This is a genomic window from Pseudomonas sp. IT-P74 (assembly GCF_949768175.1).
In the GTDB taxonomy this organism is placed as follows: domain Bacteria; phylum Pseudomonadota; class Gammaproteobacteria; order Pseudomonadales; family Pseudomonadaceae; genus Aquipseudomonas.
In genome coordinates, this window is record NZ_CATKQD010000009.1 from 1 (window position 1) to 19,960 (window position 19,960).

Below are 19,960 nucleotides of genomic sequence, written 5' to 3' on the forward strand. Positions count from 1 at the left end.
GTGGGCAACGTCAGGGTGGTGAGGTTGCTCAGTGGGTCGTATTCGTAGGACAAGACGCCTTGCGGTGTCGTCTCCTGGACCAGCCTGCCGAGCAGGTCGTAGGAGAATTCGAGTGTTTCTTCGCTGACGCCAATTTGCTTGCCCTGCGCGGTCGGCTGGCGCTGGATCGACTGCAGGCGATCAGCGTCGTCATACACATAATCCTGACGGGCATCGGCATTGAGTTTGGCCAGTAGTCGGCCAATGCTGTCGCGCTCGAACTCGGTGCGGCGTTGTGGTCGTTCACCGCGTTCGCCGTAGCCGGTTTCGTCGACCTGGGTCAGATGTCCGCCGAGGTTGTAGCTGAAGCGCCGGGTCAGGTTGTCGATGCGTTTTTCTTCGATCAACCGGTCGCACGCATCGTAGGCGAACTGGTACGCCGCGTTGTTTTCGTTGATCAGCGCGGTCAGGCGAAGCGCCGGGTCGTATTCGTAGCGAATGCGCTGGCCCTTGGCGTCCTGACGGCTGCTCGGCAGACCGCGAGCGTTGCGCAGCAGCCGGGTGGTCTGGCCCTTGCCGTCGGTGTGCGTCAGCACCTGGCCGAGGGGGTTATAGGTGAACGATTCGGCGCTGCCGTCCGGGTGTTTGATGCGCAGCACTTCGCCGTCGGGCTTGCGTTCCAGGGTAGTGGTCTGGCCCAGCGCGTCGGTGACGGCGACCAGGTGCTGGCGCTCGTCGAAGCGGTAGGTGGTGGTTTTACCCGAGCAATCCTGGAAACGTTCGACCTGGGCCAGGGTGTTCCACCACAGGTATTTGGACTTGTGGGTCGCGTCGATGATGGTGTGCGGCAGGCCGTCATCGCCGTTCAGGTATTCGGTGGTGTGGCCAAGGGCGTCGACTTCGGCGATGAGGTTGCCCTTGTCGTCGTAGCGGGCTTGCCAGGTGCTGCCGTCGGGGTAGTCCACCTGTGTAACCAGCGGGGTCAGGTGGTGATAACGGTATTTGATCGTGCGCCCGAGCGGGTCGGTCTCTTCGAGCAGGCGCGAGTATTCGTCGTACTTGAGCTGGAGCCTGTTGCCATCGGGCAATGTCAGGCCGGTCATGTTGCCGGTGTCATCGATGTCGATGACGTAGTGCTCGCCCCCGAAGTCGCGGCTGGCGGTGACGCGATGATCGGCGTTGTAATGAAGCTCGGCTTCACGCCCGAGCACGTCGGTGACTTGTGTGGTGTGCGCCTTGGTGTCATAGCGGAACTGGAAACGTTCGCCATCGCTGGTCCAGTGCTCCACTACCCGTTGCTGGCCGTCGAGGTGTTCCCAGCGGTAGTTGCAGCTCAGGCCCAAGGCATTGCTGTGGCTGGTCATCACGCCATCGCTGTAGCTGAAACGGCGCACTGAATCGCCGTTGCGGTTGATGACTTCAGCGAGCTGGCCGTTGTCGTCGTAACGGTACTGCACCAGGGTTTCAACGGCCTCGTTGTCGACCACGCGTCTGACATCGGTCAGGCGGCCCAGCGGGTTTTCGTAATGCAGGTGCACCCGCACGCCGCCGGTGGCGCTGATGTCGGTGAGCGTGCCTTCGGCGGTGTGGGTGAAATGCAGGAAGTGGCCCAGGGCGTTTTCGATGCGCTGCAGCGGTACCGGGATGTTGTCGTCCGCGACTTCGCCGAAGTAGAAAAACGTATTGTCGAGGGTTTGCAGCAGGTAGTGACCGCCCTCAGTGCAGACCAGATGCACCTGCTCATGGGGGTTGTAGATGCGCTCCCCCGGCTGCACGTCCACGAACGGAACGCTGCGCCCCTGATTGTCGGTGAGGTAAACGAACGCACCACTGCGACGCAGGCTTTGCTCCCAGGGCAAGACCCAGCCCTTGCCGAGCACGCTGTCGACGCTCAGGTCGCTGGCATAGAAGCGGGACCATTGGATCGGCATCAGGCCCGGCAGACTGAAGTCGGTTTCGTCGGTAATGACCTTGCGGCCCGTGGTGGCGTCCACAGGGTTGCCGACCATACCACCCATCGCACGCTCAATGACCGGTACCGCGACGTAGCGCGCAGCAACCTCACCGGTGACGAAGCCGGCGGTGAACCTCAAGGCGCAGGGCATTGCGGCTTTCATACCGGCCTGCGTCCCCATCTTGAGCACATGGGCGATACCGCCCGCTGCACCGGCGACCGCCATGAGGATGTCAACTGTGGTTCGCAGCCAACCTGGAATCTCATCGTCCACTGGCAGGTAGCGATAGGTTCCGCCACCAATGAAGACATTGTCCGAGCCGCTGGAGAGTGTCGCGCCGCAGGTCAATTTGTCGCCCTTGCGGGCGGCCGCCGTGCCGTTGATGAAAACGTTGGTCGAGCCTTCGGCGACTTTTACCGGACCGGGATGCTTGTCACAGGCGCCCGTGCTCTTTTCGACGTGGGCCGCCTTGCGACTGTTGATGAAGACGTTGGGCGACGCGGTGACGATGGTCCCCGCGGGTGAGGAGAACATACTGCCTATCTTCTCCCCGGCTACGGTGAGCAGGCTACCTCCGACGCCTGCGGCCAAGCCCGCCAACAAAGCCACGCCAAACCCACAGGTGAACGTCGCGATCGCAACCGTGGCAATCAGCGCGATGCCGAGCGCCGCGCCAATGAGAAACCCGCCCAGGGCGCTGGTGTGCGACAGTTCATCGCCAAACCTTGCGGCTTCGAACATGGCCGTTACTCCTGTGCGCTGGAGTCGGTCTGGGGGCCGCCGGGCTGGCGAGGCTGAAAGCTCGCCAGCAGGTCAATCCAGTTCTGATTCTGCTCGCTGCTGAAGTCAGCCTGGGCTGTGGTGGAAAAAATGATCGCGCGTCCAGGCTCGATCAGAAACGCCGCCTGACGCTGATAGAAAGGTCGGCCATCGGTCATGTAATACGCATCGATCTGCACGCCCTCGATCGGCGTCGTGGTCGACAACGCAACGGCCTTCTTGCCCAGCAGCGTATAGCCGCGCAACTTGGACGCGAGCATCTTGATCTGACGCTCGACGTAGGCCTTGAGCGCTTCGCCGGGCAGTAATGTGTCCCGGGAAATAGTGATGCTCAACGGCGCCGGAATGCTCGCCCCCAACACAAACATGTTCACCGTGCGGTCCTGAAAACCTTGCGGCAACGCGATGCTGCCTTCCTGCAACTCATAATCCATTTTGGGTAACTTCCTTGAATCAAAAAAAGGGTGTTCAGCGGACGGTAAGGCCATCGAGCATGCCGTCAAAATCAACCAGCCACAGACTGAGCGCAGGCCGGACCGGATCAATCTCGCAAGCAATGCTCAGCCATTGCGCATCGTCACGCCCGGCAACAGGCACCAGGGCACCGACAAGGCGCGCGTGGCGATCGGCATGACCGGACTTGAAATGCAGATCCACGGCTTTCGCCGCACTGCCGGCCACGCTGACATCGCGCTGGCGGATGATGCGCAGGTCCGGGTGTTCCTCGCGAAACGCCTGCACCGCGACCTCGAAAAGCTGCTCCAGCGTCTGCCCCTGTTGCACATCTCGACGCTTGATCATCAGGCTGACCGGCTCGCCTTCGTGCTCGAGGGTGGTCTGGACCTCGCGGAAATTGAACCCCGTCGGGAATGCCAGGTTGAAGCCACCGAAGCTGAAACTGCTGGGCGTGTCTTGCAGCGCCACCACAGGTTCGGGTTCCGGCTCGGGCTCAGGCTGAACGAGGAGCGCGTTCTGCTGGGCAAGGCGTTCGGCTTCTTCCCGCGCAATACGCTTTTCGGAAATACGATCGTAGAGACTGACTCTGGTCATGGCGCCGTTACCTCAATCATTGACCCTGACCTCGGAACCGGTGATCTGGGTCGTGCCGGTACTCGTCGTGGTGATCGCCTTGCCCTTGATCTCGATGCCGTCTGGCGTGAGGGTGATGCTGCTGTCTCCCACCTGAAGAATGATGTGCTGTTTGGCACTGACCTGAATGAACTGGTTGTCGACCTGAATCGTCAGCGAGCCTTCCTGGACATTCATCACCGTGTCTTTCTTGATCGTTTCGGTGTGCGTGCCGCCGACCGTGATCGTGCGGTTGCTGCCGACACTGTGGGTCTCGTCGACCTCGATCTCGGTGTCCATGTTGCGCTCGGCATGCACGATGATCTGCTCGGCACCGGACTTGTCTTCGAAGCGAAAGAAGTTCGCCGTACCGCCGTCACCCTTCATCGATCGCGTCAAAAACCCACTCTGGGTCTTGTTCGCCGGCAGCGACCACGGCGGGGTGTTCTGGCTGTTGTAGAGGCTGCCCATGATCAGCGGGCGATCGGGGTTGCCGTCGAGGAACACCACCACGACTTCATCGCCCACACGGGGAATCTGGATGCTGCCGAAACCGCCGCTGGCACCGGACTGCGCGACGCGGACCCAGCAGGAACTCTTGTCGTTGAACTCGCCGTAGCGGTCCCAGTGGAATTGCACTTTTACCCGGCCGAGTTCGTCGGTGTAGATCTCTTCGCCGGGTGGGCCGACGACGATGGCGGTTTGTGGGCCGGAAATCGTTGGCGTCAGGGTATCGAGTTGAGGTCGAAACTTGATTTTCTTGCGTACGCAAAAAAAGTTGTTGACATAACCCGCCTGTCCGCCGGACAGATAATTATTACTACCCCGATGCTGGATGCTCATCAGCAGAAACTGTCGATCTTCGACCGAGCCATTATCGTGCTCGTAGTGCTGCGTGAGTTCGAACGTGTAGCCGGGGCGCATCGCGCGGCAGTTGCTCGCCCCTGAAAACTCCTTACCCTTGAGTTCCAGTGCCTCGATACGATTGCGCACCAGCACTTCGCCGTCGTCGTACGTTCCATGGGTGTACTGCCCCATGAAGTCGTAAATCTCGAACGCAGGTACATCGCCCTGCTGATTGAGACTTTTCATGGTTACTGGAAGGCGGTTTTGAGGCTGACGGTAGTCGAAGGTCTGAACTGCTATCTTGCTCGACTGCAACTCCCGCTCTGCGCTCCAGTGAGTGATCGAGTCCGCTGATTCAGTAATGGACGCCGTATGAAAACGCACTTGCGGCTGCTCTGGCAGCGCAGGCAACTGGGTTGAGTCATCCATGATGATCAACGTATGACTATCAGCGGTGTGCTCGAAGTAAAAGAACAGTCCTTCGTGCTCCAGCAGGCGCATCACAAAATGCCGATCACTTTCCCGATATTGAGTGATGTAACTATGGGGTTTGAGCGTGCGGTTGATGCGAAACTCGAACTTGGCCAGCCCTTCATAACGGCTGAACACTTTGGTAATCACTTGTTCGACCGTTTGGTCCTGGAAAATCTGCGAGTCGAACCGCTGCTCAAGCAAACTGAGCCAAGAACCGATCAGCGCCGAATAACGACACATCCCGCCGTCGCTGCCATTACTGCCGAATCGCAATACATGCCCGTTGATGTAGCGACTTGCGCCCGTAGACAGTTCAATCTCGATCGTCGCAGACTGCCCCATGGCGGTCTTGAGTTTTACGCTAGAATCATCGGACAACAGGTCAAGCTGGAAGCCGAACTCCATCGACAAGCCTTCGTGCCCAACGAAAGACTCAAGCAGGAGTTCCTGGCCACTTTTGAGCGGCATGGTCAGTTTGAACAGGCGCCGGTTCTGCGCGGTAAACAGGGATGAAAGATCCATTGTCATGTGCAACTCCTGGAAATCTATATTCGGACTACTGCCGCAATACCCTCTGGCGCCGTCAGGAACCTGTCGACTGACGCAGGGAACTTATCCATTTAAACAATCGACCCAGCCACCAGCGGCTGCGGGCTTCGCGAATTTCATCGATTCTCATAAAGGTGAATGGGATAGGCATTGTACGCTCCAGGGATCGCAGCGCGCGAAGGTCACGAATAATATGCCGATAGTAAAGTATTAGCGCCACACAACCGGATGTACCTGCTAAAACCCCAAGCGCCCCACCATTTAATGACCCTATTAACTTCAATGTCCCCCCACCTGCCAAAACGAGAAGCCCCGCCAGGAAACCCGCACTATATTTCGCTTGAGTTATTACCTTAAAAGAAACCCTATTACCTACTAGCTTAAATGTGGATAAAGATTTCCCTCCATAAGCAGCAATCGCCACTGCCAAAAAAATCAAAAACAAGGGCGACAACCCAATAGCGATCGACTTAAAACTTCCGCCCCCGAAAAAATCCGAGACAATCAAATACAACACACTAGAGAATAAAAACCCCATAACACCGACACCAGTAAAAAATACCATCACAACGAAAAACACATATCGCTCACAAGCCCCAACCAAAAAAAGAGTTACGAGCAACAAAACCACCACTACTACACAATAAATTGACCAATAAAATGGCACCCCTGGCGGACCAAACAAACCAAAAAACACGACCATTAAAAAAACAACCCATGGGCCAGTTTTCACGGTATCTACAGCAGGATCAAAAAGCATTATCAATCAACTTTTCTATGAAATTACCAGCTTTTTTATCAGTGCCGGACTTGCCCATATAATATTGAACCGCCATACCGGCACCCCAACCGGCCAACACCACAATTACCAATGGAGCTGCAACCAGAGAAGATCCCATAAAAAAACTCACTAATACGCCACCAGCAAACGCTGCAAGATTAGTAGGCTGAGTGTAAACAGACTTTTTATAGAATTCACCCATCGATGTCGAGCTTGAATAATCGAGATAAGCCTGCGGCCCAATGGCTAATGCCACCCCCACCGTATTCCCCGTCATAAATTTGAGCCCGCCTGTCGCTCCTTCGGCATGCAAAGTTGCACGCTTATTCAATGCATTCTTTGTTCCATAGGCCGGAACATGAGCAACTTTCTGCCCAACTGCCCCCAGCACCTTATAACTTTGTGCCTGAGCAGTAATCGGCACTTCAAAGTGCAACTGCCCTGCAACCCGAATCAGTTTTATCCTGCCTTTGAAGGCTTTTTTTGCTGAGGTTGAGTTCGCTGTTCCACGACTATTGGCCCACTTGATCAGTTTTTTCTTGTCGGCCGCGGAGAGGTCCAGCAAGTCTATAACCGACTTCGATCTGGAAAACGCAGCGACACTGGTACCGGCACTGACCAACGTGCCAGGCAAGTTGGCCGGAGAGAACATCAAAGGCCCTATTTCCGGGATGGCCTCGGCGGTTTTCTGCAATTCTTTCAGCGCTTCGACTGAAACATCCGGCGCCGAAGACAAACTCCTGATTAGCGAACGCAGTAACTGTAATGACTCTTGCGCCTCCGTCGGGGACATATCGGAGTCTGGCGAGGCCAGTTCATGGGCCAAAAACATCGCCGCATTGTAATCATTGGTCGCGTAGTAACCGGCAAAATTTGGCGGCGCAGGAAATGCCCGTGAGGCAATCTCGCTGGGAAAGGGAAGATTACCTCTACCCATCAAACCGGCTTGTTGGCGCGATCCACGAGGGTTAGCCACTGTGCAGGGTAAAAATCTTTCATCCATGTCCTTTCTCCTGATACCGCCTTACCGAATAGATCTTCGGCAATACCGGCTCCACGCAACAACCGACCCACTTTTCATGGACAATGCTCTACTGAAAGAGCATGACTCTACCAACTACCACGAAAAACAACCGCTGATGTGATTGCCTTCCTCAATCACGAACGACGGAAAATGACTCGTGGCTGCAACAACCATCATTCTAAAAAATTGCCAATAGAATTCAAAAAAATAGAACTGCGTCACACTTCTCAAATCGCCATCCGAGCACGTGCGAAAGGAAACACCCACACAACACTCGGTGTCAACCCGGTTTTTCTTGTTGAAGGATTTTGCCGACTGTGTCAACGCCATCACTTTCGCCAATGCAAAGCCTCTCACTTCCCGCTGAATGTGTTTCCTTGCGAGACTGAATCCATCTGGCTGGTGAACCGGTTCACCTATTTACAATTTAAATTAAGCTAGAAATTGGATCCAACACACTAACCAAACCCTTACTCTTGCTGGGTTTCAGAATAATTTGTAAGTAATTTCCTACACATAGTGGCACACAGACAGTATTGCGGCCCGTATCAAAAACAAGAAAAAATTCGGCCCCATGTGAACTTCTCGACATCGGTATTGCCATAGACGAGGTTACTGGCAACTCAATATCTATATGCCAGCATCACACTCCAAAAAATCCCTTGCAACGTGATTTTCTGATGTCAAACATCAGCAAGCACAACTCGTGAACAGATGTTCAATCGAGAAATTAGTAGCTCTTCACGCCCAGGTTAATCCGGGTAGCGATCGTGAAGTGTTCAAGGACGAAGTACCGATGACCCAAACGTTTTTTGATGTTGAAGCACTGATCAAGCTGCGAAGCCAGACCCGGGCCATTTCCGATGCGCTCAAGGCGCAGGCCTCGGATTATCTGGCGACCCTTGCTTTGCTGATCCGTCCGCAAGCGTTTTTCGGTGAGTACCTGCAGGGTGCGCAACGCAGCAGCGGGCGTGAGACCCAGCACCATTTCAAGGAACTCAAGGAGCTCTACGACCGCATCGGTTCTGGAGCGCCGTTCCAGCTGGTCAACGAACTCGAAGTGCCCCTCAACCTGCTCAGTACCACCCCGCAACTGTTTGCGCTGGAATACGACAAGGTGCTGTCCCAAAGCGGCCAATCCATTCGCATCACCAGCCCCGTGCGCTGGGTGGTGGGTTTCAGTTCGTTCGACCTGGCCCGTTTTCGCACCGTCATCAAAGACCCCAATCGCAGCAGCGCCGAGCTGTACCGCTTCGTGGTGCATTACCTGGTGCTGTTCTACTGCCTGAGCAAGTCGCCCGGCATCAGCCGCCTGCTCGAAGGCCTGCGTTTTCCCGTCAGTTTCGAACGTTTGAAGGAGTTCGGCGACCTGCCCTTCTGCGTCATCGGCTCGCCGGTTCGCTCGCAGTTGCCCGACGAGGCCGTGATCCGCAGCAGCACCCAGATCGCCGGCAACACCAGCTTCGAAGAGTTGGTGGGCCTTGAGAACATCATGGAAATGAACGATGAAATCCGTCAGCGCCTGCTGCTGACGATCGAAGGAATGTAACGCGCTCGGCCACCCATTGAACCGACACGCAAACGACTTGCAGCGAATTGTTCGCACAGGAGATCACGATGGCGAAGAAGGAAAGTACCCAGCACAAACTCGACCGCGTTCGCGCGCCTCGGGTCCACATCACCTACGACGTGGATATCGGTGACGCTCAGGAAAAGAAAGAGCTGCCCTTTGTCGTCGGTGTGCTGGGCGATTTCGCCGGCAACCCGCTGGAGCCGCTGCCGAAGCTCAAGGACCGCAAGTTCATTTTCATCGACCGCGACAACTTCAACGGCGTGCTCAAGGGCATCAAGCCGCGCCTGACCTACCGCGTCGACAACACCCTGGCCAAGAACGGCACGCAGCTGGGGGTCGAGCTCAACTTCAACGCCCTCGAAGACTTCGAACCGCAGAACGTGGTCAAGCAGGTCGAGCCGCTGCGCAAGCTGCTGGAAGTGCGCAACAAGCTGGCGGACTTGCGCAACAAGATGGGCGGCAACGACAAGCTCGAAGAGCTGCTCATGGACGTGTTGCAGAACACCGAGAAGTTGAAAACCCTTGGCAAGGAATTCGGCCGCGAAGCCGCCGTTCCGGCCACCGACGGCAAAGCGTAGGAGCCTGACGATGAACGACAAGCAAACCGTGACTCAGCAGGACAGCACGCTGGTCGAAGTGGACAGCTTCACCGCGCAATCCTCGTTGCTCGACAGCATCATTTCGCAAAGCCGCGTGGCCCGTTCCGAGACCGAGCGCACCCGCACCCGCGACCTGATCGGCGAACTGGTCAACCAGATCCTGGAAGGCGAAATGACGCCGAGCAAGGACCTGATCGCCGTGCTCGATGCGCGCATCGCCGAGATCGACGCGATGCTCTCCGAGCAGATGAACGAGATCATGCACGCCAGTGAGTTCCAGCAGCTGGAAGCGTCCTGGCGCGGCCTGAAGTATCAGGTCGACCAGACCGAGACCAGCACCACGCTGAAGATTCACCTGCTCAATGCGTCGAAGAAAGACCTGGTGCGCGACCTCAAGGCCGCTTCCGAATTCGACCAGAGCGCGCTGTTCAAGAAGATCTACGAAGAAGAATACGGCACCTTCGGCGGCGCACCGTTCGGCATGCTGCTGGGTGACTACGAGTTCAACCGCAGCCCGGAAGACATGTACCTGCTCGAAGAGATTTCCCACGTCGCCGCGGCCGCCCACGCGCCGTTCATCTCGGCGGCCTCGCCTGAGCTGTTCGGTTGGGATTCGTTCACCGACATGTCCGGCCCACGGGACCTGGCGAAGATTTTCGACACCGTCGAATACGCCAAGTGGAAGTCGTTCCGCGCCTCGGAAGACTCGCGCTATGTCGGCCTGACCCTGCCCCACGTGCTCGGCCGCCTGCCTTACGGCCCGGATACCACGCCGGTCGAAGAATTCAACTTCGTCGAAAGCGTCGATGGCCGTGACCACAACAAGTACCTGTGGATGAACGCCGCCTACGCGTTGGGCACCCGGGTCACGGATGCGTTTTCCCGCTACGGCTGGTGTGTGGCGATCCGAGGTGTCGAGGGTGGCGGCCTGGTTGAAGGCCTGCCGACCCACACGTTCAAGACCGATGACGGTGAAATCGCCCTCAAGTGCCCGACCGAGATCGCCATCACCGACCGCCGTGAAAAAGAGCTGTCTGACCTCGGTTTCATTCCACTGGTGCACTGCAAGGGCACCGACTACGCCGCGTTCTTCGGCACCCAGTCGGCGCAGAAGCAGAAGCAGTACAACACCGACATCGCCAACGCCAACGCCCGGCTTTCCGCGCAGTTGCAGTACATCTTCGCCACCTCGCGCATCGCGCACTACATGAAGGCGATCATGCGCGACAAGATCGGCAGCTTCGCTTCGCGCAAGGACGTCGAACTGTTCCTCAACAAGTGGCTGTCAAGCTACGTGCTGCTGGACGACACCGCGAGCCAGGAAGCCAAGGCCAAGTTCCCGTTGCGCGAAGCCCGCGCCGAGGTGTTCGAAGTGCCGGGCAAGCCGGGGGTGTACAAGGCCGTGACCTACCTGCGCCCGCACTACCAACTGGACGAGCTGACCGCTTCGTTGCGCCTGGTCGCTGAATTGCCGCAATCGACCCGCGGCTGATCGAGCACATTGCCAGGGAGGCACCATGACCAGTCAACACAAGCTGTTGCCATCACTGCTGGACCGATTGCTGGACGATCGTCCACATCAGTCCATCGAAGCGTCATCGCAGCGCTTGTGTTCGCTGGCCGATTACAAGGCCAGCATCGTTCGCGACCTGGAAATCCTGGTCAACACCCGCCAGTCCCTGGTCGCCAACGAGCTGGAAGGGTTCGTCAACCTGAGCGGCAGCATCCTCGATTACGGCATGCCGGACTTCACCAGTCGCAGCGTGCTTGATCCGAAGGATCGCCTGCTGATCCAGCGACAGCTGGAGAAAGCGATCACGGTCGGCGACCGGCGCTTTCATAGCGTCAAAGTGCAACTGCTCGCCCAACAGACCGGCCAACGCATGCTGACCTTTCGCGTGGACGCGGTCCTGCGTCTGCAAGACGTCACCCGTCAGGTGTCCTTCGACGCGGTGCTGCAGGTCAACACCCAGGAATACAAAGTACAGAACCTCAACTGATGCTCGACGATCTGCTGCCCTATTACGAAAAGGAACTGTCGCACCTGCGCTTTTTGGGCCAGGAGTTCGCGAGCCAGTATCCGAAGATCGCTTCGCGGTTGCTCATCGAGGGCGATAACTGCGAAGACCCGCATACCGAGCGCTTGATCGAGGCCTTCTCGTTCCTGTCGGCGCGGGTGCATAAAAAACTCGACGACGAGCTACCGGAAATCGTCGAGTCGTTTCTCGAAGTGCTGTACCCGCATTACCTGCGCCCTACCCCGTCGATGTCGATCGTCGAGTTCAACCTGGGCAAGCAGGAAAAAGTCACCGAAGCCTTCCGCGTGCCCCGGCATACCGAACTCAATGCCAACCCGATCGATGGCGTGGTGTGTAAATTCCGCACCTGCTACCCGGTCGAGCTATGGCAGGTGGCGGTGCAACAAGCGTCGTTCATCGAGATGGAACGCTCGGCGTTCAATGGGCATAGCGCCGACCTGGTCGCGCGCTTGCGCATCGGCCTGGTGGCGACCTCCGACGTGATGTTCGGCAAGCTGGAGCTGGACAGCCTGCGGTTCTTCCTCGACGGCGAAAGCACGTTGATGCTGCAGCTCTACGAACTGCTGTTCAACAACCTGGCCAAGGCCACGCTGACCTTCGAAGATCAGGGGCGCACCCGCGAGGTCGTCTTGCCGGCCAACGCGTTGAAAGCCGTCGGTTACGGCCTGGACGAAGGCCTGGTGGACTACTCCGAGCGCTCGTTCCTCGGCTATCGACTGCTGCACGAGTACTTCACCTTCCCCGACAAATTCATGTTCTTCGACCTGTCGGGTTTTGCACGGATTCTGGCTGGCAAGAACCTCGAGAAAATCGAAGTCAATTTCTACTTCTCCGACTACGACTTGAACGACCGCCTGGCGCGCCTGACGCAAAATATCGGGCGCAATAACTTCAAGCTCAATTGCACGCCGATCATCAACCTGTTCCGCCAGCAGGCCGAGCCGATCAAGCTGACCCACGCCCAGCACGAGTACGCGGTGACGCCGGATGTGCGCCTGCAAGGCTCGGCCGAAGTGGTGTCCATCGATCGCGTACGACGGGTGCGCAAGGTCGGCGGTATCGATCAGGTCGGCACCTGTCATCCGTTTTTCGAACCCCGTGGCGATCAGGGCCCGGGGCAAAGCTTCTGGATTGCCCGGCGCCGCGCGGTGCACAGCGGCCAGCGCGACGGCTCGAACGTATTTATCCGGGTGGTGGATCGTGAGCTGGGGTTGATGGAGGCCAACAACGATACGTTGAGCATCCGCCTGACCTGCAGCAACCGCGACCTGCCCCTGATGCTGCCGTTCGGTGGCGAACGCGGCGATTTCCATATCCTGGGCAACTCGGTGATCCAGGACATCCGTTGCCTGCGCAAGCCCACCGCCACCGCCCGGGTGCCGCTGGGCAACGGCGTGATCTGGCGACTGATTTCGCACCTGTCGCTCAACCACATGTCGCTGGTGGCCCGTGGTCGCGAGGTGCTGCTGGAGCTGTTGTCGCTCTACAACTACCGCAACGTGTCGGCGATCCGCAAACAGATCAACGGCATCGTCTCGGTCAGCAGTGAACCCGTAGTCGCACGCATCGGCCACCCGCGGCCGAACTTCGTTCGCGGCGTCGGCATCACCCTCAATTTCGATGAAAGCCAGTACACCGGTAGCGGTGTGTTTTTGTTCGGCATGGTGCTCGATCACTTCTTTGGTCAGTACTGCTCGATGAACAGTTTTACCCAATTAACCCTTCGCACCTTGCAGCGCGAAAAGAGAGTCGTCCAATGGCCACCGCGAACCGGCGATCAACCCCTGGTCTGATCGACCAGGCACGGGCTGAGCCGCACCGATTCGAGTTTTTCCAGTTGGTGCGCTTGCTTCGCCTGCATTACAGCAGAACCGGGCGCATGGACCTGGAAACCCGACCGCACGAAGACCCTTTGCGTTTTCGCTCACAGCTGTCGCTCAACTTCCCGGCCAGTGAAGTCAGCGACCTGCAGTTCGAGCGTGAAGGCAAGGTGTCCGTGGCTGGCCTGCCGCTGTCCGAGATGCAAGTCACCTTCATGGGGCTGGTCGGGCCGTCAGGCGTGTTGCCGCGCCCGTACACCGAGTTGTTGATCGAGCGGCACATCCAGTACCGGGATGACGCGGCCCACGCGTTCCTCGACATCTTTTCGCACCGCATGACCACGCTCTTCTACGAGGCCTGGCAAAAGTACAAGTTCTACATTGAGTACGAACGCAACGGCACCTCGGACTTCGACCGCTACCTGCTCAACCTGGTGGGTTTCGGTCCCGAGGCACAGAAGCAGAAATTCGACAGGCAAGGCTCGCCCCTGCGCCGCGAATTGTTCAGCTATTTCTCCGGCCTGTTCGCCCAGAAACCGCGCAACGCCTTGAACCTGGAAGTGATGCTCAGCTTCTATTTTTCCCTGCCGTTCAAGGTCAAGCCGTTTGCCGGTCGCTGGCTGAAACTCGACGCCACCCAATGCACGCAACTGGGTCGCAAGAACGCGGTGCTGGGGCAAAGCGCCGTCGCCGGCAATCGGGTCTGGGATTACCAGTCGTGCGTACGCATCGAAACGGCACCACTGGAACTGGCCGACTATCAACGCTTCCAGCCAGGCACCGAGGACTACCAAAAACTGGTGGAACTGGTGCGTTTCTACGTCGGTGCGGAACTCGACTTCCAGTTGGCGCCAAAGCTCAAACCGCAGTCCGTACCCGTCGCCCGCCTGGGTCGCCAGGGCAACCTTTCCCTGGGCCGGCTCGGCTGGCTCAAACGACCGGGCGTCGACGTGGAGCCTTCCCGTTGCGCGCTCTTCCACATTCCTTTTGATGGGGTCTCCCTGTGAACCTGAAGTCCCTGTTCGCCAAGCTGAACGACACCAGCCGTACCGCCACCGAAAGCGCCGCGGCGCTGTGCCTGTCGGAACACCACTACGATGTCGAAATCGAGCACCTGTTGTTGCAATTGCTCGATAGCCACGACAACGACCTGCCGGCCATCCTGCGTCATTACGACGTGGTGCCTGAACGCTTGCAGGCGCAGTTGGTGACGGCACTGGGGACGTTCAAAAAGGGCAATACCCGCACCCCGGCGCTGTCGCCGCACCTGACCCGCCTGATCGAACAGGCGTGGGTCCTGGCCTCAATCGAGTTCGGCCAGGCGCAGATCCGCACCGGCCATCTGTTGCAAGCCTTGCTCGATGACGATGAGCTGCGCCGGGTGGTGATCGCTGGCGCCGCCGAACTGGAGAAAATCAACGCCGACGATTTGCGCGTGAATCTGAACGCGTTGGTGGAAAGCAGCGCCGAGTCAGCCCTGAGCAAACCGCTGGGCACTGTCGACGTCGCCAACCCGATCAAAGGCAACGGCAAAACCCCGGCCCTCGATCAGTACACCATCAACCTCACGCAAAGTGCTCGCGAAGGCCGGATCGACCCGGTGCTCGGTCGCGAGTTCGAGGTGCGGCAGATGGTCGACATCCTCACCCGCCGCCGCCAGAACAACCCGATCCTCACCGGTGAGGCCGGCGTCGGCAAAACCGCAGTGGTTGAAGGACTGGCCCTGCGCATCATTCAGGGTGACGTGCCGTCGGTGCTCAAGGGCGTTGCCATCCACACCCTGGACCTGGGCTTGTTGCAGGCCGGAGCCGGGGTGAAAGGCGAATTCGAAAACCGCCTCAAGTCGGTGATCGAAGAAACCAAGCGCAGCCTGCACCCGATCATTCTGTTCATCGACGAAGCCCACACCCTGATCGGTTCAGGCGGCCAGGCCGGACAGAACGATGCCGCCAACCTGCTCAAGCCGGCCCTGGCTCGCGGCGAATTGCGCACCATCGCGGCGACCACCTGGGCCGAGTACAAGAAGTACTTCGAAAAGGATGCCGCCCTCGCTCGCCGTTTCCAGGTGGTGAAGGTCGAAGAGCCGGACGAAGACAAGGCGATCCACATGTTGCGCGGCCTGCTGGCCAAGATGCAGGAACATCACAAGGTCACGGTGATGGACGAAGCGCTGGTGCAGGCCGTGCGCCTGTCCAATCGCTACATCACCGGGCGCCAACTGCCGGACAAGGCCGTCAGCGTGCTGGACACCGCCTGCGCCCGGGTCGCCCTGGGGCAATCGGCGCAACCGGGGCCGCTGGAGGACTGCAAGCGCCAGATCGACAACCTGCAGGCGGAAATATCGGTACTGCAACAGGAAGCCGCCAAAGGCAGCGACCATGCCCGCCGCCTGACCGCCCTCAACACCGAGCTGCTGAGCGAACAGCAGACCCGCGATGCCCTCGAACAACAGTGGCAACGCGAGCTGCAACTGGTGGATCAACTCGGCGCCCTCAGCCACCCGGAGAATCAGGCACCGGATACCCAGGAGATTGCCGCGGTACGCGCCGAACTGGCCAGCGTCCAGGGTGAACAACCGCTGGTGCATGCCCTGGTGGATGGCGGCACCATCGGTGAAGTGATCTCCGGCTGGACCGGCATTCCGTTGGGCAAGATGCTGCGCGACGAAATCGAAACCGTGCAGCGCCTGCCGGCACTGCTGGGCGAGCGGGTGCTCGGCCAGGACCACGCACTGCACGAAATCGGCAAACGCATCAAGATTTCCCGCGCACGCATGGAAGACCCGAACAAACCCATCGGCGTGTTCCTGTTGCTCGGCCCGAGCGGCGTCGGCAAGACCGAAACCGCACTGGCGCTGGCCGACACCCTGTACGGCGGCGAGCGTAACGTCATCACCATCAACATGTCCGAGTACCAGGAAGCCCACACCGTTTCCAGCCTCAAGGGTTCGCCTCCGGGTTATGTCGGCTATGGCGAGGGCGGCGTGCTGACCGAAGCCGTGCGACGCAAGCCGTACAGCGTGGTGCTGCTCGATGAAGTGGAAAAGGCCCACCCGGACGTGCTCGAACTGTTTTTCCAGGTGTTCGACAAAGGCGTGCTGGATGACGGCGAAGGTCGCGAGATCAACTTTCGCAATACCGTGATCATCCTCACGTCCAACACCGGGACCGACCGCATCATGCAGTGGTGCCTCAATGCCCAGCCGCAACCGACGCCGGACGACATCGTCGAAGGGCTGCGTGACGAGTTGAACCAGGTGTTCAAGCCGGCCTTCCTCGGCCGCCTGACCATCGTCCCCTACTACCCGGTCAAGGACGCGATTCTCGAGCGCATCGTCGCGCTCAAGCTTGCGCGTATTCGCCAGCGCTTCGAACGCAATCATCAGGCCGTACTGAGTTATGACGAGGCACTGGTCAAGGTCATTGCCTCGCGCTGCACTGAAGTCGACAGCGGCGCGCGCAACATCGACAACATTCTGTCCAAGACCCTGATGCCGGAGCTGGCCCAGCGGGTCCTGGAGCGCATGGCGCAGGACAAACCGATTCAGAGTCTGAACATCGAGTTGGGCAGCGACGGCGATTTCGCCTATCGCCTGAACTGATCGGGCATTTACAGGTAGTGGTCATGGACAAGAGATATTCAGGGAAGCGTCCCGAAAAGACAGCGTTGGCTAAATGCCTGACGGCGGTGGCGATGATGGCGGTACTGAGCGCCTGTGGCGTCACCGACCGGGTCGGCAAGCGGGTCGACAACACCTGGGCCGGCGACATGCTGTTCCAGGACAACGAGAAAATCATCCTGACGTCCGACGGCGGCAACCAGCTCAATCCCGATGCGTCCGGCCAGCCACTTTCGGTGGTGCTGCGCGTGTACCAGCTGACATCGCTGGAGCGTTTTGCCTCGGTGGACGCCGACTCGCTGTGGGACGACCCACAAAAGGCCCTCGGCAATACCTTGCTGGAAAACCGCGAAATCACCTTATTGCCGGGTATGGGGCAAGTCGACAAGTGGCCGCTGAACAAGGCGGCGGGCTATGTCGGCGTCGCGGCTTTTTTCCGCACCGACGAGAACAGCCGCTGGAAGGTCGCGTTCGACGCCAACTCCCTGCGCAAGGACGGCATCTGGTTCTCCTCCGACGGCCTGCGGGTGCTGGTGGACAACAACACCGTGTCCGCCGTCAGTGGTGTCGACGTCCTGGACAAACCCAAGACCCAGGAACAACTGGCCAAAGCCACCGCCCAGCCCGACCCGTCTGCCGAACCGACACTGACCGAACGAGTTCAGGACGCCGTGGTGCAAAAGGCCCAGGACAAAGCCGTCGGCTCTGCGCAAAAAGCCGTGGACTCGAAATTGAATTCATTATTGGAAAGCGCGCAATGAGTAAGCAAAGCCGGGTGATGTGGTCCGAAGGCATGTTCCTTTTGCCACAACATTTCCAGTATCAGGATGAGTTCCACCAGCATCAGCTGGCGCAGGCGACCCTGCGCAACACACCCTTTCACTGGGGCGTGCAGTTGCTGGAAGTGGACGAGGAAGCCCTCGCCAGCGGTTCCCTGCAGCTCAAACGACTGAAACTGGTGTTTCCCGACGGCAGCCTGTTCGACGCGCCGCAGCACGATCCGCTGCCGGCGGCCCGGGACTTGAAGGATTTGCTCAAGGGTAATGACCTGAAGGTCTACGCCGCGCTGAAACTGCCTGAGCCCTTCGGCCTGAACTACGTCGAAGACGGCCAGGAGCAGAAGACCGGGCGGCGCTTTCGCAAGCAGTTCGACACCTTGCCGGACCTCAACGAAGGCGACCTGGAAAACGAAATCACCAGCCTGCGCCTGAACGTGGTGATGCTGATCGACGGCGACACCCTCGATGGCTACACCTGGTGCCCGATTGCCCGGCTGTCGCGCAACAACATCGGCGGTTTCAACCTCGACGGACATTTCGTGCACCCGACGCTACACCTGGGCACCCACGACACCCTGATCGGCCTGGGCAAGCGTTTGCTCGGTGCCTTGCAATCCAAGAGCAAGGCGCTGTCCGGCCGTCGCCGCGAGCGCGCGGACCAGATCGCCGAGTTCGGCTCCAGCGACGTGACCCTGTTCTGGCTATTGAACACGGTGAACCGTGCCCACCCGGCCCTGGCGCACCTGCTTGCACACCCGCGTTTGCACCCGGAGCGCTTGTATCTATTCCTGGCCGAACTCGCCGGCGGCTTGCTGACGTTTTCGCTGGACACCCAGCTCAACGACATCCCCGAGTACGACCACCACGACCCGGCGGCCTCGCTGGTCAAGCTCGACGAAATGATTCGCGTGCTGCTCGACAACGTGGTGCCGAACCAGTGTGTGGTGATCAACCTGACCCAGACCAAACCCTCGTACTGGCAAGGGCAATTGCACGACCCACGGCTGGCGGAAGCGGACTTCTACATCTCCGTGCACGCCGACATGCCGGGCGCGAGCCTGCTGGAACTGGTGCCACGGGCGTTCAAGGTCGGCTCGCCGGAAGACATCGAAGTGGTGGTCAACAGCGCCATGCCGGGGGTCACCCTCAATCATTCGACGCGCCTGCCCAATGCGATTCCGGTGCGACTGGACAATCACTACTTCTCCATCGAACCCCATGGCCGGGTGTACGAGCGAATGATGAGTGCCCAGGCCATCTCTTTCTATGCGCCCAGCGCGTTCACCAACCTCAAGCTTGAACTGATGGCGGTACTCAAATGACCGAAGCCGTACTGCAAGGCGCCGTTGCGGCCGCCCGTGAAAAACCGACCCTCAAAGACCTGGTGCAGGACTTCATCAGCATGGCGCTGATCGTGCGCAAGGGTCGCCAGGTGACGTCGGTCAGCGCCTTCGAGGCGAGCGTCGACACCTTCTTCAAGGCGCTGGAACGCAATGCCCGCAGCGCCGACTACAGCGTTGAACAGGTGAAAGACACCCAGTACGCCCTGTGTGCGTTCCTCGATGAAAGCGTGTTGCGCCCCCTCGAACCGGGTGTTGAAGCCAACCCTTTGCGCAGTCAATTTGAATTGCAGCCCTTGCAGTTCCGCTATTTCGGCGTGCACCTGGCCGGCGAAGGCTTCTTCGAAAAAATCGATGCATTGCGTGGCGACGTTAAACACAACCTGGACGTGCTCGAGGTTTACCACCTGTGCCTGGCCCTGGGTTTCGAAGGCAAGTTCAGCCTCGGGCAAAAGGACCAGCTGCGCTACCTGGCCAATACCCTGGGCCAGGACATCGCGCGTTTTCGCAAGACGCCCAAGGCCCACTCGCCTGACTGGGCGTTGCCCGACCAGGTCTCGCAGATGCTGCGCCATGAGGTGCCCCTCTGGCTCTACCTGGCGCTGATTGCGCTGGTCTGCACGGGTGTCTACCTGACGCTGGACTGGTTGCTGGGCAAAGACCTGGCCGCATTGTCCGAACAAATCAGCCAGCTGTTCAGTGCCTGAAAACAGGTCAGGTAATCGAGTCAGGAAG

At 58.9% G+C, this 19,960-nt stretch carries 16 protein-coding genes; 10 read left to right on the top strand and 6 right to left on the bottom strand.

The genetic code is table 11. From position 1 onward, the window contains the following. The 6 genes from ACM6J5_RS07690 to ACM6J5_RS07715 all read right to left on the bottom strand — a co-directional run. Positions 1-2,675, bottom strand: a 2,675-nt coding sequence (locus ACM6J5_RS07690; RefSeq protein ID WP_414928114.1) for a DUF6531 domain-containing protein, incomplete at its 3' end; no start/stop codon positions are given. 5 nt (positions 2,676-2,680) lie between these two features. Then, complete coding sequence (locus tag ACM6J5_RS07695; protein WP_414928115.1) at positions 2,681-3,148, bottom strand: DcrB-related protein; 468 nt, start codon at positions 3,146-3,148, stop codon at positions 2,681-2,683. Between the two features lie 34 nt (positions 3,149-3,182). Continuing rightward, positions 3,183-3,764 carry a DcrB-related protein gene (locus ACM6J5_RS07700; RefSeq protein ID WP_414928116.1) on the bottom strand — a complete coding sequence of 194 codons (582 nt, stop codon included), beginning with the start codon at positions 3,762-3,764 and terminating at the stop codon, positions 3,183-3,185. A 12-nt stretch (positions 3,765-3,776) separates the two neighbouring features. After that, positions 3,777-5,630: a type VI secretion system tip protein TssI/VgrG gene (gene tssI, locus ACM6J5_RS07705; protein ID WP_414928117.1), complete on the bottom strand. Its 1,854-nt coding sequence runs from the start codon at positions 5,628-5,630 to the stop codon at positions 3,777-3,779. 55 nt (positions 5,631-5,685) lie between these two features. Further along, positions 5,686-6,411, bottom strand: coding sequence for a hypothetical protein (locus ACM6J5_RS07710; RefSeq protein WP_414928118.1), 726 nt, complete (start codon positions 6,409-6,411; stop codon positions 5,686-5,688). After that, positions 6,401-7,435: a hypothetical protein gene (locus tag ACM6J5_RS07715; RefSeq protein ID WP_414928119.1), complete on the bottom strand. Its 1,035-nt coding sequence runs from the start codon at positions 7,433-7,435 to the stop codon at positions 6,401-6,403. The genes ACM6J5_RS07710 and ACM6J5_RS07715 overlap by 11 nt, the downstream gene beginning before the upstream one ends. An 817-nt stretch (positions 7,436-8,252) precedes the next feature. On the opposite strand from ACM6J5_RS07715, the gene ACM6J5_RS07720 reads away from it, so the two are divergent. The 10 genes from ACM6J5_RS07720 (at position 8,253) to icmH (ending at position 19,932) form a co-directional block, all read left to right on the top strand. Next, positions 8,253-9,005 (top strand): hypothetical protein, encoded by a 753-nt coding sequence (locus ACM6J5_RS07720; RefSeq protein ID WP_150674125.1) that lies wholly within the window; start codon positions 8,253-8,255, stop codon positions 9,003-9,005. 68 nt (positions 9,006-9,073) lie between these two features. Then, the gene (tssB, locus tag ACM6J5_RS07725; protein WP_150674124.1) at positions 9,074-9,607 is read left to right on the top strand and encodes a type VI secretion system contractile sheath small subunit; all 534 of its coding nucleotides are present in this window, start codon (positions 9,074-9,076) and stop codon (positions 9,605-9,607) included. 10 nt (positions 9,608-9,617) lie between these two features. Continuing rightward, complete coding sequence (gene tssC / locus ACM6J5_RS07730; RefSeq protein WP_056723981.1) at positions 9,618-11,120, top strand: type VI secretion system contractile sheath large subunit; 1,503 nt, start codon at positions 9,618-9,620, stop codon at positions 11,118-11,120. Positions 11,121-11,145: 25 nt separating this feature from the next. After that, entirely contained in the window at positions 11,146-11,628 is a 483-nt protein-coding gene (gene tssE / locus ACM6J5_RS07735) for a type VI secretion system baseplate subunit TssE (RefSeq protein ID WP_414928120.1), read from the top strand. Continuing rightward, positions 11,628-13,460 (top strand): type VI secretion system baseplate subunit TssF, encoded by a 1,833-nt coding sequence (gene tssF, locus ACM6J5_RS07740; protein WP_414928121.1) that lies wholly within the window; start codon positions 11,628-11,630, stop codon positions 13,458-13,460. The genes tssE and tssF overlap by 1 nt, the downstream gene beginning before the upstream one ends. After that, a complete protein-coding gene (tssG, locus tag ACM6J5_RS07745; protein WP_414928122.1) occupies positions 13,424-14,494 on the top strand; it encodes a type VI secretion system baseplate subunit TssG in 1,071 nt (356 codons plus the stop codon). The genes tssF and tssG overlap by 37 nt, the downstream gene beginning before the upstream one ends. Continuing rightward, positions 14,491-17,088: a type VI secretion system ATPase TssH gene (gene tssH / locus ACM6J5_RS07750; protein WP_414928123.1), complete on the top strand. Its 2,598-nt coding sequence runs from the start codon at positions 14,491-14,493 to the stop codon at positions 17,086-17,088. The genes tssG and tssH overlap by 4 nt, the downstream gene beginning before the upstream one ends. A gap of 23 nt (positions 17,089-17,111) precedes the next feature. Then, positions 17,112-17,867, top strand: coding sequence for a type VI secretion system lipoprotein TssJ (gene tssJ, locus ACM6J5_RS07755; protein WP_414928124.1), 756 nt, complete (start codon positions 17,112-17,114; stop codon positions 17,865-17,867). Beyond that, entirely contained in the window at positions 17,864-19,207 is a 1,344-nt protein-coding gene (tssK, locus tag ACM6J5_RS07760) for a type VI secretion system baseplate subunit TssK (protein ID WP_095942919.1), read from the top strand. The genes tssJ and tssK overlap by 4 nt, the downstream gene beginning before the upstream one ends. Then, complete coding sequence (gene icmH / locus ACM6J5_RS07765) at positions 19,204-19,932, top strand: type IVB secretion system protein IcmH/DotU (protein WP_414928125.1); 729 nt, start codon at positions 19,204-19,206, stop codon at positions 19,930-19,932. Before tssK ends, icmH begins: the two co-directional genes overlap by 4 nt. Positions 19,933-19,960: the final 28 nt, after the last annotated feature.